Below are 13497 nucleotides of genomic sequence, written 5' to 3' on the forward strand. Positions count from 1 at the left end.
ATGGGGACTCCACATGACTGCTGCCACTTCCTACCCTGCCAAACGCGTGATGGTGCTGTACACCGGCGGCACCATCGGCATGCAAGCCAGCGCCAACGGGCTTGCACCCGCTTCGGGTTTTGAAGCGCGCATGAGCGCGTTTCTCGCCAGCCAGCCGGACCTGCACGTGCCGCAATGGCGCTTTCGCGAGATGAGCCCACTGATCGACAGCGCCAACATGACGCCCGCCTACTGGTTGCGCCTGAGCGCGGCCATCGTCGAAGCGGTTGAGCAGGAGGACTGCGACGCCGTCTTGGTCCTGCATGGCACAGACACGTTGGCCTACAGCGCGGCAGCAATGTGCTTTCAACTGATCGGCCTGCCGGCGTCGGTGCTGTTCACCGGTTCCATGCTGCCTGCGGGCGTGCCTGACAGCGACGCCTGGGAGAACGTCAGCGGTGCGCTGTCGGCGTTGGCCGAGGGTCAACCGTTCGGGGTTCAGCTGTACTTCCACGGCCAACTGATGGCCCCGACGCGCTGCGCCAAAGTGCGCAGTTTCGGGCGCCACCCGTTTGTAACCCTGGCCCGCAACGGCGGCGGCACCCCGGCCGCTGACATCCCCGGCCAGCTGTTCTATACCCGGCCCAAGCACGTGGCCAGCGTGGGTGTGCTGCCCCTGGTGCCGGGCATTGGCGCGCCGCAGCTCGATGCGCTGCTCAACAGCGGCCTCGAAGCCCTGGTGCTGGAATGTTTTGGCAGCGGCACCGGCCCCAGTGACGACCCGGCTTTCCTTGCCAGCCTGCAACGGGCGCAGGAAAACGGCATCGTGATTGTCGCCATCACCCAATGCCATGAAGGCGGTGTGGAGCTGGACGTGTACGAAGCCGGTAGCCGCCTGCGTGAGGCGGGTGTGCTCTCGGGGGGCGGCATGACCCGCGAAGCGGTGTTCGGCAAGCTCCAGGCGTTACTGGGCGCCGACCTGTCATTGACCGACGTGCGCCGCCTGATGGAACTCGATCTGTGCGGGGAGCTGGTGTAACGCCGGTCATCACTGCGCGACTCGGCACACAATTTGCTCCCTTCCAGCATCCCCCCGCTGGAAGCGAGCATGCTGCATTCCCATCTCACTACCCTGAACGCAGTTTCGTTGGTGCTCAGCACCTTCCAGGCCGAAGGCTGGTCGAGTGAGGCGCTACTGGCCGGCAGCGGCATACGCGCCGCCGACTTGAGCCGCGCCGACACGCGCATCACCACCAATCAAGAAATGCGCGTCTGCGCAAACGCCGTGGCCCTTCGCCGCGAAATCGGGTTGGAATTGGGTCAGCGCATGCACGTGTCGTCCTACGGCATGCTGGGTTACGCCTTACTCACCAGTGCCACCTTAGGTGACGCTTTACGCCTGGCTCTGCGCTACCCGGCGTTGCTGGGAACACTTTTTGAACTCAGCCTGGCCCTTGAAGACGACGTCGTCTGGTTCTGCGCAACGGGTTATCGCGAAAGCCCACACTTGGCGGTGTTCAACGCCGAGCTGTGCCTGACGTCGCTCAAGGTCATTTGTGAGGATTTACTGGGCCGCTCGCTGCCCCTCGTCGGGGCACGCTTCGCTCACCCTGCCCCGGATTATCACGCCCATTACGCGCACAGCTTTGACTGCCCGCATGCCTTCCAGGCCTGTGACAACGCGTTCGGCTTCGACCCGCGCTGGCTCGATGAGCCCTTGCCGCTGGCCGATGCCGTGACCCATCAGGCCATGGCCGAGCGCTGCCGCAAACAGAACCTGGAGTTCACGGGCCGCCAGTCGTGGCTCGATCGCATCCGCCAACTGTTGACCGCACAACTGCAGGCCGCCCCGGGGCTTGAGGGTCTGGCCGAGCAAATGAACTGCTCGCCGCGCACGTTGCGCCGCCACCTGCACGACATGGGGTGCAGCTATCAAACGCTGCTCGACGACCTGCGCTTTGAACGCGCCAAACGGCTGCTCAACGACACCGAATGGCCGATCTACCGGATCGCCGAACACTTGGGCTTCAGCGAAACCGCCAGCTTTCGCCACGCGTTCGTGCGCTGGAGCGGCGTTTCACCCAGCCAGTTTCGCGCGTAAACACCCCGCCATGCCCTGCCCGCTGAGGGTGATGCCTGCAAATGGCGCACGCCCGCGCCGAAAAGGGGCGAATTCAGGTCAATCATATTGGCCATATCCATCCCCTTTTGGCCGCTCCTGCCGTTCTCTGAAACGTTCAGGGCCGCAAAACTGTCGGTCACCGATCAAGCCTAGGGAGAATAAGAAAAATGCTGACGATCTATTCAGACGATCACCACCTGCATCACGGCCGTTGCGAGTTGATGGACGGGCAACTGATGCCTTGCTTCGAAATGCCTTCGCGTGCCGATCACATCTTGCAACGGGTGCACACCCGCGAACTGGGCCCGGTGCAGGCCCCGCAAGACTTTGGCCGCGGCCCCCTCGAACGCATTCACACCCCGGCCTATCTGGATTTTTTTCAAGGTGCCTGGGCGCGCTGGACCGAGCACGGGCGCGACGGCGACCTGTTGCCCTACACCTGGCCTGCCCGCACCTTGCGCGCCGTGATCCCCACCAGCCTGCATGGGCAATTGGGTTATTACAGCTTCGACGGCGGCGCACCCATTACGGCGGGTACGTGGCAAGCGGCCTACAGCGCGGCGCAAGTGGCGCTGACAGCACAGGCAGAAATCCAGCGCGGCGCACACAGCGCGTTCGCCTTGTGCCGGCCACCGGGCCATCACGCCGCCAGCGATTTGATGGGCGGTTATTGCTACCTCAACAACGCCGCCATCGCGGCGCAGGCGTTCCTCGATCAGGGTCGCAGCAAAGTGGCCATCCTTGACGTGGACTACCACCACGGCAACGGCACGCAGTCGATTTTCTACGCACGCAGCGACGTGTTGTTCACCTCGATCCACGGCCACCCTGAAGCGGAGTTTCCGTTCTTTCTGGGCTACGAAGACGAAGTGGGTGAAGGCGCGGGCGAAGGGTTCAACTTCAACTACCCGCTGGCCGCAGGCTCGGCCTGGGATCGGTGGAGCGCTGCACTGGAAAAGGCGTGTGCTGAAATCGAGCGCTACGACGCCGAGGTGCTGGTGATTTCGTTGGGCGTGGACACGTTCAAAAACGACCCGATTTCCCAGTTCAAACTCGATAGCCCGGACTACCTGCGCATGGGCGAACGCATTGCGCGCTTGGGCAAGCCAACGCTGTTCGTGATGGAAGGCGGGTACGCGGTAGAAGAGATTGGCGTCAATGCCGTCAACGTACTTGAAGGCTTTTTGAGCGCTCAATAAGGATTTAATAACAATGAAAGTTCTTACGCATTTATTCACTCCCGTGCTGTGTGCCGCGGCGCTGGCCAGCGCCGCCGTCCACGCCGAAGAACGTACGTTGCGGGTGTACAACTGGTTCGACTACATCACCCCACAGACCTTGGTGGATTTTAAAAAAGACACCAAGGTGAAGCTGATCTACGACATTTTCGACACCAATGAGGCGCTGGAAGCCAAGCTGCTCACCGGCAACTCTGGCTATGACGTGGTGGTGCCGTCGAATGTGTTTTTGGCCAAACAAATCGAGGCGGGCGTGTTTCAGCCGCTGGATCGCAGCAAACTCCCGAACTGGAACCACCTTGATCCCAAGCTGATGAAGCTGATCGAGGCCAACGACCCCGGCAACCAGTTCGCCGTGCCGTACATGTACGGCACGATTTTGATCGGGTTCAACCCGGACAAGGTCAAGGCGGCGCTGGGTGAACAGGCGCCTGTGAATAGCTGGGATCTGATTTTCAACGAAGAGAACATCAGCAAACTCAAGCAATGTGGTGTGGCGTTACTGGATTCACCGTCTGAAATTTTGCCGCTGGCGCTGCAACATCTGGGGCTTGATCCCAACAGTACCAACCCAAAGGACTACGCCAAGGCTGAAGCCCTGCTGCTGAAGATTCGGCCGTACATCACGTACTTCCACTCCTCCAAGTACATGGCCGACATCGCCAATGGCGACATCTGCGTGGCGGTGGGGTATTCCGGCAGTTTCTCGCAAGCGGCCAACCGGGCGAAGGAAGCCAACAATGGCGTGACCGTGGACATGCGCTTGCCTAAAGAAGGCGCACCGATCTGGTTCGACATGCTCGCGATCCCGAAAGGCGCTAAAGATAAAGAAGACGCCTACACCTTCATCAACTACTTGCTACAACCCCAGGTCATTGCACCGATCAGTGATTTTGTCGGGTATCCCAACCCGAACAAAGATGCGACCGACCTCGTGGCCCCGAGCATCCGTAACAACCCGAACCTGTACCCGACGCAAGCGGCAATGGAAACGCTGTACACCCTGACCCCATTGCCCCGAGAAGCCGAACGCGCCCGCACGCGGGCCTGGACCAAAATCAAGTCGGGCACCTGAGTCGACCTGCTGCCGCTGGCGCCACCTGCGCCAGCGGCGACGGGCTTTATCGCCACACGTGGCTGAGGCGCGCGAGTGCGGCTTTGATAGCCAGCTCGGGCACGGCTGCAAACCCCAGCACCAGACCGGCGCGGTTATCCACAGGCTCGGTGGAATCACGCAGCCAGTAGCGGCTCAACCCATTGATTTCCACGTCCACCTGGCTGGCCAGCGCCAGCAAGGCCTGTTCACGTTCAAGGCTGCTGACCGCAACGGTCACATGCAGGCCCGCGACGATGGCCGGCAGTTCTCCGAGCCCTTCTACCCCCTGTGGCCAGTGCGCCAGCAACGTATTGCGACGGCTCAAGGCGGCACGCCGCATGCGCCGGATATGGCGTTGAAAATGCCCGGATGCCATGAATTCAGCCATGACCGCCTGGGTGCTGACTTCAGAGTGACGCATGTCCAATGAGCGGCGCTGGGCAAACGGTTCGATCAGGGCCTTGGGCAGCACCAGATACCCCAGGCGCAGGGCCGGAAACGCCACCTTGCCGAAGGTGCCGACATAAATGACTCGCCCTTGACGATCCAGCGCCGCCAGGGGCGACAAGGGCGCGCCACTGTAGCGGTACTCGCCGTCGTAATCGTCCTCGACGATCCAGCCCTGGGTGCGCTCGGCCCAATCGAGTAACGCCAGCCGTCGTGCCAGGCTCATGGTCACGCCGGACGGGTACTGATGGGACGGCGTGACATAGGCCAGGCGGCAATGGGGCAAACCTGCCAGTGCGTCGCATTGCATGCCCTCTTGGTCCACCGGTACGCCCAACACTTGCGCCCCCGCAATAGCAAAGGCTTGGGCGGCAGCGTGGTAGCCGGGGTTTTCCACAGCCACCCCTTCGCCCAGCTCCACCAGCAACTGTGCACAAAGGCTAATTCCCTGTTGTGCGCCGCAGGTGATCAAAATTTGTTCAGGCGTGCACGCCAAACCCCGCGAGGTGCGCAAATAGGCGGCAATCAGCCCACGTAATCGCGCATCCCCTGCCGGATCGCCATAACACAACTGCTGCAAATCCGGTTTTCGCCAGAAACCCGCTTGCAGCTTGCTCCATACATCAAAAGGGAATAAGTCGAAGGCCGGAACACCCACCCGAAAAGCACGCGGCGGACCACTTGGCGGGCTGTCCAGTGAGTGTCGGGCGACCTTGTGCAGCGCGCTGCTGTGGATAACTTTACTGGATGTAATCACAGGTAAAACAGGCGTTTTTGTGGATAAACCTGTGGGTAAGCCTGTTGAAAACCCTGTGGACAAGTTGGTGGACAACTTTTTTCGCGGCGAGGTTTTTTCAGGTAATTGCGTCACGTAGGTGCCATCCCCGATACGCCCTTCGATAAAGCCTTCGGCGTACAACTGATCGTAAGCACGTACCACGCTGTTGCGCGAAATACCGAGCGCGGCCGCCAGATCGCGGCTGGCCGGTAAACGCGCCCCGCCACTCAGCCGCCCGTCCAGCACGCGCGCGCGCAGGGCGTGATAGAGCTGACGGCTCAGCCCTTTTTTGGGATCAAGGAGGATACCCGCAGGGTTGAAAGCGATGGGCAGCGCTGAATCCGACATGAATTGGACCTACGAAATTGACCATGAGTGGCTCTTACAACGAACCAATAGCCTGCCTAGGATGCAGGCATTCGCCAAGGAATTCTTCCATGTACGTACCTCGCGCATTTGCTGAAAACGACCTTGAAGCCTTGCAGGCCCAGATGCTCGCCACCCCGCTGCCCGTGCTCGTGACTCAGGGCGAGTGCGGCCTGATCGCCAGTCATATCCCCTTGTTGCTGAACCCGGACGAAGGCAGCCACGGCACACTCTACGGGCATTTAGCCCGTGCCAATCGGCAGTGGCAGGCGCTGGCCGAGGGGGCAGAAGCGATGGTCATTTTTGCCGGGGAACAGGCGTATATCAGCCCGGCGTTCTACCCCAGCAAAGCCGAACACGCCAAGGCTGTTCCGACCTGGAACTACGTTGCCGTCCATGCTTACGGCCACGCCACCGTCTTTGATGACGCGCCAGGGCTGTTGCGGGTGGTCACTCAATTAAGTGAGCGCCATGAGGCCAATCGACCCGCGCCGTGGGCGGTCAGTGACGCGCCCCGCGACTACATCGACAGCCTGCTCAAGGCGATTGTCGGCTTCAGCCTGCCCATCAGCCGCCTGACAGGTCAGCGCAAACTCAGCCAAAACCGCAGCGCTGCCGATCAGGCTGGCGTGCGCGACGGCCTGTTGGCCAGTGACAACCCGTACGACCACGCACTCGCTCAATTAATCGCCAAGGAATAGCCCCATGACCCAGCCCCTTCAAATCAAACCCGCTACCGCCGCGGATCGTGATGCCTGGATGCCGCTCTGGCAGGCGTACCTGACGTTTTACAACACCGAGCTGGGCGACGACGTGAGCGAGAGCACATGGCAGCGCTTCATGGACCCGTCCGAACCGACCCATCTGGCCCTTGCCTGGCAAGGTGATCAGGCGGTGGGCATGGTGCAGACGGTGATTCATCGCTCCAACTGGAGCGTGGGTAATTCGTGCTACCTGCAAGACCTGTATGTCAGCCCACAGGTACGCGGCACCGGGGTGGGCCGCCAGTTGATCGAGCATGTGTACGCCCAGGCCCGCGCCCTGGATTGCGCCAAAGTGCATTGGCTGACGCAGGAAACCAATGCCACGGCTATTCGCCTGTACGAACGCATCGCGGATCGTCCAGGCTTCATTCAATTTCGCAAAGTCTTGTCGTAATCAAGGAGCGCGCCATGTCCGAATCTCTACAACACTGGCAACCGGCCAAAACACCGGATAACCGAACACTAGAGGGGATTTACATTCGCCTCGAAAAACTCGATCCGGCCCGGCATGGCGACGATTTGTGGCTAGCCTTACAGGGGCCCGCGAGCGATCCCAAGCTGTGGGATTACTTGCCGTATGGGCCTTTCAACGAACGGTCTGCATTTGATGAATGGCTGACCAAAAACGCCGCCAGCCGCGACCCGCATTTTTATGCGGTCATCGACCGCGTCACTGAACAGGCACAGGGCTTACTCAGCCTGATGTGCATCGTGCCGGAACATGGGCGTATCGAAATTGGCCATGTGGCATTTGGCGCGCCGATGCAGCGTTCACCCAAAAGCACCGAGGCGGTCTACCTGCTGGCCAGAGAAGCCTTCCACTTGGGCAATCGTCGGTTGGAATGGAAATGCAACAACGACAACGCTCGATCAAAACGTACCGCAGTACGATTGGGATACACCTTTGAAGGCGTTTTTCGCCAGCATATGTTGGTCAAAGGCAAAAATAGGGATACCACGTGGTACAGCATTATTAGTACGGAATGGCCAGCTGTCGCGGCAGGCTTCGAAAAATGGCTGGCACGTGATAACCAGCCAAAAACCGGCCAAATCAAGACGCTAGAAGCCTGCAGGGCATTAGCTGTATAAAAAATGATCAGAACGCCCAACAAGGACTGTCGGGCGTTTTTGTGTTGAGAAAGGATTAAAACGGGCGCGGTAATCGAACGACGCCCATTTGCAGCCCAAAGGGCTTGAAGACGGCGTTCAAGGATTTGAGCGTGGGATTGCCTTCGTTGTGCTCGATTTGAATCAACGTTCGCACCGAAATTTTGCACATTCGGGCGAATTGCGTTTGCTGCAGCTTTGTCACCTCCCCCCTGAGCCGCTTCACGGCATCGCCCAAGGTGATTTCGCCCCGAGCCAAATCTGCTTCAATGGCCTCGATCATCAAGCGGCGTGCATCAATCGAAACAGTCATTTCAACCCCCACTCCCGCAAACGTTGATCAAGATGCTTAAGCGCAATATGAGGGTGATCCATGGTCACGTCCGGCAGCCCTTGCGCGCGGAGTACGTCGGGTAAGGGGCGCAACAACTCGGCATCGGCGCGCAAGCGTTCAAATGCACTGTCAGGATCAATAATCTCCTTCAGTGATTCACACGCCGCACGCCAATTGATCTGACCCGCACGCTCTACCTCCCGGGACCATTTGGTTGTACGCGTAATACCTTCGTCATCCATAACCATCGGCGCCAAATCATAAATGGGAGCCAGACGCAGCGCATCCACGTCCCGGATGATCGCGGTATTACGCCCGTGGTTATCACTGTTACCCAAGATTTTGTTCAACAAATCGCGGCGCAAATAGTCTGCCACCATGTCCGGAATCTCATCGTGCTGGCCCGCCTGCGTCCAGAGTGACGCCAGTAGCTTGAGCACGTGATGATGAGTCATATCGCTCCCGGCTTGCGTCACCTGAGCCAAGGAATACATCGACTCTACTGCAAGCCTCTCTACGCCTTGCGCTGTAACTTTGCGGTCAAAGCGCTGCATCCACAAACTAGGCTTGCGACCCTCCTCCAGCGCTAGCCCTTGAGCCGGGACGGTTTCAATACCCAGCGCTTGCAGGGCTTTGTAGTACATAAATTCACTGCGCAAAATATCGCAGTCAAGGCGAAGGGCCCGGTTACGCGCAAACTTGATAAACCAGTGCTGCTTGACGTCCACATCTGCCAACGTGGCATCCGGGTATAAAAGGCCCTCCGCACTTTGCGCCATCAAGAGCTTGGGTGCTTCGCCACCCGCCCCGGTTGCGCCGCCAATCGCGGCCCCTTGTTCGTGAGCGTACTCAAGAAAACGATTGTCGCGATCAATCACGTCCTGGCGGGCGAAGCCCAAGGGTGCCAGCGTATCAAGTCGCTCAAACGACTCTTTAACGCGTAAATGACCTATCGGCGCAGGCGTGCTGCGCCCGAGTAGAAACAGATCAATACTCAGGCCTTCAGGCTTTTCTCGACCTATTTGCTTGATCAGGATTTTTCTCGCCGCACCGCCAGGCGCAATGTCATGCAAAAACGCAGGTGTTTTTTTCACATTGTGTGCATCCCACCCAAGCGGCACGCGAGCACTCACAGACTTCATAAATGGACTGTCGATGAGATCCAGGTTTTGCAGCAAATAATCCTGCTTGTAGCCAAAACGGCACGGCCCATCGAACCCTTTCTCTGGTTCAGGAAAAAGCAGCGTCATAGCGTCCTGCCACTGGCCATCGCTGTAGAGCTGTAATGTCAGCTGAAACATGATTTCACCTGCAATTTAATGCCTATCAAGACACGTAAAACCCGCAATCACTGCAATATAGTGCAGTTAAGCGCACTTATCCCGCTCAAATATGCATTTTAATGCAGATAAAAGATCATTAATCTGGATCATCTGCATTAAAGTGCAGAAGTAGGGCAATCCAAATAATGGGAAGTGGCTGGCCCGTGATAACCCGCCAAAACCGACTAAATCAACACGCAGGAAGAATGCCAAGCATTGGCTGTAAAAAAATGATCAGAACAGGCGCGGTTATCGAACGACGCCCATTTGCAGCCGATGGGTTTGTTGATGCAGCGCTGGAATGCACACGGAGCGCGAGCACATTTGAATCCAGCTTCCTGTCCTCTTCGCCATTGCTTTTAAGCCCGTTCATTCAGCCTCGTAAACGCCCATACGCAAACACTACGTAAATAGTCTTTTCCGCGATTTTCATGCGTTATTTTTTAGCCTCACATGAAAAGGTTGTTTAACGCTAAAGGACTAAACAATGAAAACCCCAACAGTTAATACCGCACTGATCTGGCTGCTGTGTGGCTGGAGTGTCATGGCCGCGAGCCTCGTACATGCCAATTCAGTCACGGTGAATGTTCAAAATGCCACGCCTGAAGTGCTCCTGCTTGTATCCAGCTACCCTCCTGGCCATTTTCCAATGAGCATTGCCCCGGGCCAGACGGCACCTGTGAGCTTTGATATCGGAGGCACTTCATCTGAAGTGACGGCAACCTACAGACGCGCACGCGCGGGCACTGTCTGCAGGTTTTCAGCGTCGCATGTCGTGCATGTTTCAGGCCCGCGCTTTAATAAAAGTGCCGTTTCCACAGGCACCACTTCGGCAACGTGCCTGACCTTTCAATCGCCAACGTGGAGAATCCCCTACAACTACACGGCAACTTTCGCGTTTTATCATTAATGAATAACGCCCCTTATTACGTATCAATGTAAGACGCTTCTTTAAATCAATTAAACCCGCGCAATGACTTAAAGTTAATAAAACCGGCTGTCGATGTACTGCTCGAACAGGCATTTACTCACTGTACGTTTTAACAACCGTTGCAGACTGCCGCTGTCTGCCACTCTGAGAGGCGTCATGATGAACCCACTTCGAGCAGACTTTCTGATGACCCATCGGGCCATTGCTGCGGGTGCCACCTTAAAGTGGCCCGATAAACCCCCAACCGACGCCTCAGACGCAGCCGCGACCAAGGTGCTACCCACCCAGGCGGGTATCCAGGTGACGTTGTCTGCTGCCGCAATGGAAATCAGCGCTCTGCTGCGTCGTACATCGGTGACGGATCCTGGCGCCACGGCGCAGTTCGGTTGCTTGACTCAAGACCTTCATCAGCAACTTTCAATGCACGGCAAGGAGGCAAGTGCGCTACAGGAATTACCCGAAGAGCGCACACCGCAGCGCGTCATCATGTCTATGCAGGCCAGTAACTATCTTCTGACGTCGCTGTATGACAAAGAAAAACTGCATGACAACGTGGCTACAACCAACCCATTCAAAGGCATGGACAGGCTTTCGCTTTCCCATATCGCCTTTGAGGGTGGCCAGGCATTTACAGCCATTGAACGTCAGGTGGCGTTTATGACGTTGACCGACCGCGATCTCGAATTTCGTAACCAGACCTTTGACCTTTCAGACCCCTTGAACCCAGGGGACGAGAATGCGTTGTGGGGCACTCTGGCCAGTTACTTGAGAGACGCCCAAATGGCATCCGGGATGAGTGAAAGTGAGCGCGCGTGGCGGGGCTGGATGCCCGCCGATGCACTGTATGCACAGGCCCGGTCGATTCTGGATCGGCATGGGCAAAAGACCGTGGATTTTCCCGCTTACTCAAACCTCAAGGGCGCAAGCGACACGGTGCTGGTGGCGATGATTGATCAAGACGGGATCAGCGGTTGGGTCAATGTGCCGGTTGAGATGCTGAAACCACAAGGGTTGTCTCTGCGCCTGATCGAAGCCGCAACGAAACAAAAGAACAGGACGTTTTAACCGCATCAGCCCTTGATACGTGGTTGAACGCGAGCAGCAGCGACAGGCAGGGTGAACAGCGCGGTAGAGGCGCGCAAAAAAAAAGGGGAGCACGTGCTCCCCCGAGGTTAAAAGCGTTTGAATCAAAGGCGTATCAGGCTTCGATTTCGATCAGGATTTCGCCCGGGTTGACGCGGTCGCCTTTGACTACATGGATGGTGATGATTTTGCCGGCAATGGCCGCCTGTACTTCAGTCTCCATTTTCATGGCTTCGGTAATGAGCACCGATTGGCCTGCCTTGACGGTGTCGCCGACGCTGACCAGTACATCGACGATGTTGCCCGGCATGGTGGTGCTGACGTGGCCCGGTTCGCTGGCTTGCTTGCGCTTGCCAATCGCGCTGCCGACGAATTCGTTGAGCGGCTCGAACACCACTTCTTCCGGCATGCCGTCGATGGAGAGGTAGAAGTGACGCTTGCCTTCGGCTTTGACACCCACTCCGGTGATGTCCACGCGGTAGCTTTCGCCGTGTACGTCGATCACGAATTCGGTCGGTACGCCTTCGCCACCGGCCTTGGTCACGCCGCCCGCTTCCGGGATCGGCAGCAGGGCTTCAGGCACCAAGGCACCCGCCGCACGCTCTTCAAGGAATTTACGGCCGATGTCCGGGAACATGGCGTAGGTCAGCACGTCTTCTTCGGACGTGGCCAGCGCGCCAATTTCACCGCGCAGTTTGACCATTTCCGGCTTGAGCAAATCGGCCGGACGCACGTCTATCAGCTCTTCGTTGCCGATCGCCTGACGACGCAGCTTTTCATTCACCACGCCCGGCGCCTTGCCGTAGCCACCTTGCAGGTAAAGTTTCACTTCGTTGGTGATGGTTTTGTAGCGCTCGCCTGCCAGTACGTTGAAGAACGCCTGCGTCCCCACGATTTGCGAAGTCGGGGTCACCAGCGGCGGGAAGCCCAGGTCTTCGCGCACCCGCGGGATCTCGGCCAGCACTTCGTTCATGCGGTTCAGTGCGCCCTGCTCTTTGAGCTGGTTGGCCAAGTTGGAGATCATGCCGCCCGGCACTTGGTTGACCTGCACACGGGTATCAACGGCGGTGAATTCGCTTTCAAACTGGTGATACTTCTTACGCACGGCGTAGAAGTACAAACCAATTTCCTGCAACAGCGCCAGGTCCAGGCCGGTGTCGTATTCGCTGCCTTTGAGGGCTGCAACCATCGATTCGGTGCCAGGGTGGCTGGTGCCCCACGCGAAGCTGGAGATCGCGGTGTCGATGTGGTCGGCGCCGTTTTCCACTGCTTTGAGCTGGCACATGGCTGCCAGACCGGCGGTGTCGTGGGAGTGAATAAAAATCGGCAGGCTGATTTCAGCTTTCAGTGCCTTGACCAGATCACCCGTGGCGAAGGGTGTCAGCAGACCGGCCATGTCTTTGATGGCGACGGAATCGCAGCCCATGGCTTCCATCTGCTTGGCTTGCGCCACGAACGCTTCGGTGGTGTGAACCGGGCTGGTGGTGTAGGCGATGGTGCCCTGTGCGTGCTTGCCAGCCGCCTTGACCGCTTCGATGGCGACCCGCAGGTTACGCACGTCGTTCATGGCGTCAAAGATGCGGAATACGTCGATGCCGTTGACCGCAGCCTTGGCCACAAATGCTTTGACCACGTCGTCGCTGTAGTGGCGATAGCCCAGCAGGTTCTGGCCGCGCAGCAACATTTGCAGGCGGGTGTTGGGCAGTGCCGCGCGCAGTTGGCGCAGACGCTCCCACGGGTCTTCCTTGAGGAAGCGCACGCAGGCATCAAACGTCGCGCCGCCCCACACCTCCAGCGACCAGTAGCCGACTTTGTCGAGCTTGTCGCAGATCGGCAGCATGTCTTCGGTGCGCATGCGGGTCGCCAGCAGCGACTGGTGGGCGTCACGCAGGATGGTGTCAGTTACAAAAATCTTCTTGGACATTCTTAT

13 protein-coding genes are annotated in these 13497 nt (G+C 58.3%); 9 read left to right on the forward strand and 4 right to left on the reverse strand.

What is annotated here, in order from left to right; translation table 11 throughout:
- Window positions 1-13: 13 nt before the first annotated feature.
- From IF654_RS22535 to IF654_RS22550, 4 genes are all read left to right on the forward strand, one after another.
- Complete coding sequence (locus tag IF654_RS22535) at window positions 14-1018, forward strand: asparaginase (protein ID WP_194862858.1); 1005 nt, start codon at window positions 14-16, stop codon at window positions 1016-1018.
- 69 nt (window positions 1019-1087) lie between these two features.
- Window positions 1088-2080 (forward strand): AraC family transcriptional regulator, encoded by a 993-nt coding sequence (locus IF654_RS22540; protein ID WP_097192821.1) that lies wholly within the window; start codon window positions 1088-1090, stop codon window positions 2078-2080.
- A gap of 188 nt (window positions 2081-2268) precedes the next feature.
- Window positions 2269-3300, forward strand: a complete 1032-nt coding sequence (locus IF654_RS22545; RefSeq protein WP_047281685.1) for a histone deacetylase family protein — start codon at window positions 2269-2271, stop codon at window positions 3298-3300.
- Window positions 3301-3313: 13 nt separating this feature from the next.
- A complete protein-coding gene (locus IF654_RS22550; protein WP_194862857.1) occupies window positions 3314-4414 on the forward strand; it encodes a polyamine ABC transporter substrate-binding protein in 1101 nt (366 codons plus the stop codon).
- A gap of 46 nt (window positions 4415-4460) precedes the next feature.
- On the opposite strand, the gene pdxR is transcribed toward IF654_RS22550, so the two are convergent.
- Window positions 4461-6008 (reverse strand): MocR-like pyridoxine biosynthesis transcription factor PdxR, encoded by a 1548-nt coding sequence (gene pdxR / locus IF654_RS22555; protein WP_194862856.1) that lies wholly within the window; start codon window positions 6006-6008, stop codon window positions 4461-4463.
- A gap of 89 nt (window positions 6009-6097) precedes the next feature.
- Here pdxR and IF654_RS22560 point away from each other — a divergent pair, with 89 nt between their 5' ends.
- The 3 genes from IF654_RS22560 to IF654_RS22570 are packed head-to-tail and all read left to right on the forward strand — an operon-like array spanning window position 6098 to window position 7879.
- A complete protein-coding gene (locus IF654_RS22560; protein WP_047279065.1) occupies window positions 6098-6727 on the forward strand; it encodes an FMN-binding negative transcriptional regulator in 630 nt (209 codons plus the stop codon).
- A 4-nt stretch (window positions 6728-6731) separates the two neighbouring features.
- The gene (locus IF654_RS22565) at window positions 6732-7184 is read left to right on the forward strand and encodes a GNAT family N-acetyltransferase (protein WP_169837059.1); all 453 of its coding nucleotides are present in this window, start codon (window positions 6732-6734) and stop codon (window positions 7182-7184) included.
- A gap of 14 nt (window positions 7185-7198) precedes the next feature.
- A complete protein-coding gene (locus IF654_RS22570; RefSeq protein ID WP_194862855.1) occupies window positions 7199-7879 on the forward strand; it encodes a GNAT family N-acetyltransferase in 681 nt (226 codons plus the stop codon).
- A gap of 55 nt (window positions 7880-7934) precedes the next feature.
- Here IF654_RS22570 and IF654_RS22575 read toward each other — a convergent pair whose 3' ends face one another.
- Both IF654_RS22575 and IF654_RS22580 read right to left on the reverse strand, forming a co-directional pair.
- Window positions 7935-8210: a helix-turn-helix domain-containing protein gene (locus IF654_RS22575; protein WP_047283340.1), complete on the reverse strand. Its 276-nt coding sequence runs from the start codon at window positions 8208-8210 to the stop codon at window positions 7935-7937.
- Window positions 8207-9532 (reverse strand): type II toxin-antitoxin system HipA family toxin, encoded by a 1326-nt coding sequence (locus tag IF654_RS22580; RefSeq protein WP_194862854.1) that lies wholly within the window; start codon window positions 9530-9532, stop codon window positions 8207-8209. The genes IF654_RS22575 and IF654_RS22580 overlap by 4 nt, the downstream gene beginning before the upstream one ends.
- 508 nt (window positions 9533-10040) lie before the next feature.
- Here IF654_RS22580 and IF654_RS22585 point away from each other — a divergent pair.
- Complete coding sequence (locus IF654_RS22585) at window positions 10041-10463, forward strand: hypothetical protein (RefSeq protein WP_141229995.1); 423 nt, start codon at window positions 10041-10043, stop codon at window positions 10461-10463.
- Between the two features lie 177 nt (window positions 10464-10640).
- Window positions 10641-11549 (forward strand): hypothetical protein, encoded by a 909-nt coding sequence (locus IF654_RS22590; protein WP_094988375.1) that lies wholly within the window; start codon window positions 10641-10643, stop codon window positions 11547-11549.
- Between the two features lie 133 nt (window positions 11550-11682).
- Here IF654_RS22590 and oadA read toward each other — a convergent pair whose 3' ends face one another.
- Window positions 11683-13491: a sodium-extruding oxaloacetate decarboxylase subunit alpha gene (gene oadA / locus IF654_RS22595; RefSeq protein WP_047279057.1), complete on the reverse strand. Its 1809-nt coding sequence runs from the start codon at window positions 13489-13491 to the stop codon at window positions 11683-11685.
- Window positions 13492-13497 lie beyond the last annotated feature (6 nt).

It is taken from the genome of Pseudomonas lundensis (assembly GCF_015377145.2).
Classification (GTDB): Bacteria; Pseudomonadota; Gammaproteobacteria; order Pseudomonadales; family Pseudomonadaceae; genus Aquipseudomonas; species Aquipseudomonas lundensis.

Excerpts from the sequence above, each read along its gene's own strand:
- IF654_RS22540 (WP_097192821.1), top strand. The coding sequence starts at position 1,088 with ATGCTGCATTCCCATCTCACTACCCTGAACGCAGTTTCGTTGGTGCTC.
- IF654_RS22535 (WP_194862858.1), top strand. The coding sequence starts at position 14 with ATGACTGCTGCCACTTCCTACCCTGCCAAACGCGTGATGGTGCTGTAC.
- IF654_RS22565 (WP_169837059.1), top strand. The coding sequence starts at position 6,732 with ATGACCCAGCCCCTTCAAATCAAACCCGCTACCGCCGCGGATCGTGAT.
- IF654_RS22580 (WP_194862854.1), bottom strand. The coding sequence starts at position 9,532 with ATGTTTCAGCTGACATTACAGCTCTACAGCGATGGCCAGTGGCAGGAC.
- oadA (WP_047279057.1), bottom strand. The coding sequence starts at position 13,491 with ATGTCCAAGAAGATTTTTGTAACTGACACCATCCTGCGTGACGCCCAC.
- IF654_RS22585 (WP_141229995.1), top strand. The coding sequence starts at position 10,041 with ATGAAAACCCCAACAGTTAATACCGCACTGATCTGGCTGCTGTGTGGC.
- pdxR (WP_194862856.1), bottom strand. The coding sequence starts at position 6,008 with ATGTCGGATTCAGCGCTGCCCATCGCTTTCAACCCTGCGGGTATCCTC.
- IF654_RS22570 (WP_194862855.1), top strand. The coding sequence starts at position 7,199 with ATGTCCGAATCTCTACAACACTGGCAACCGGCCAAAACACCGGATAAC.
- IF654_RS22550 (WP_194862857.1), top strand. The coding sequence starts at position 3,314 with ATGAAAGTTCTTACGCATTTATTCACTCCCGTGCTGTGTGCCGCGGCG.
- IF654_RS22590 (WP_094988375.1), top strand. The coding sequence starts at position 10,641 with ATGATGAACCCACTTCGAGCAGACTTTCTGATGACCCATCGGGCCATT.
- IF654_RS22545 (WP_047281685.1), top strand. The coding sequence starts at position 2,269 with ATGCTGACGATCTATTCAGACGATCACCACCTGCATCACGGCCGTTGC.
- IF654_RS22575 (WP_047283340.1), bottom strand. The coding sequence starts at position 8,210 with ATGACTGTTTCGATTGATGCACGCCGCTTGATGATCGAGGCCATTGAA.
- IF654_RS22560 (WP_047279065.1), top strand. The coding sequence starts at position 6,098 with ATGTACGTACCTCGCGCATTTGCTGAAAACGACCTTGAAGCCTTGCAG.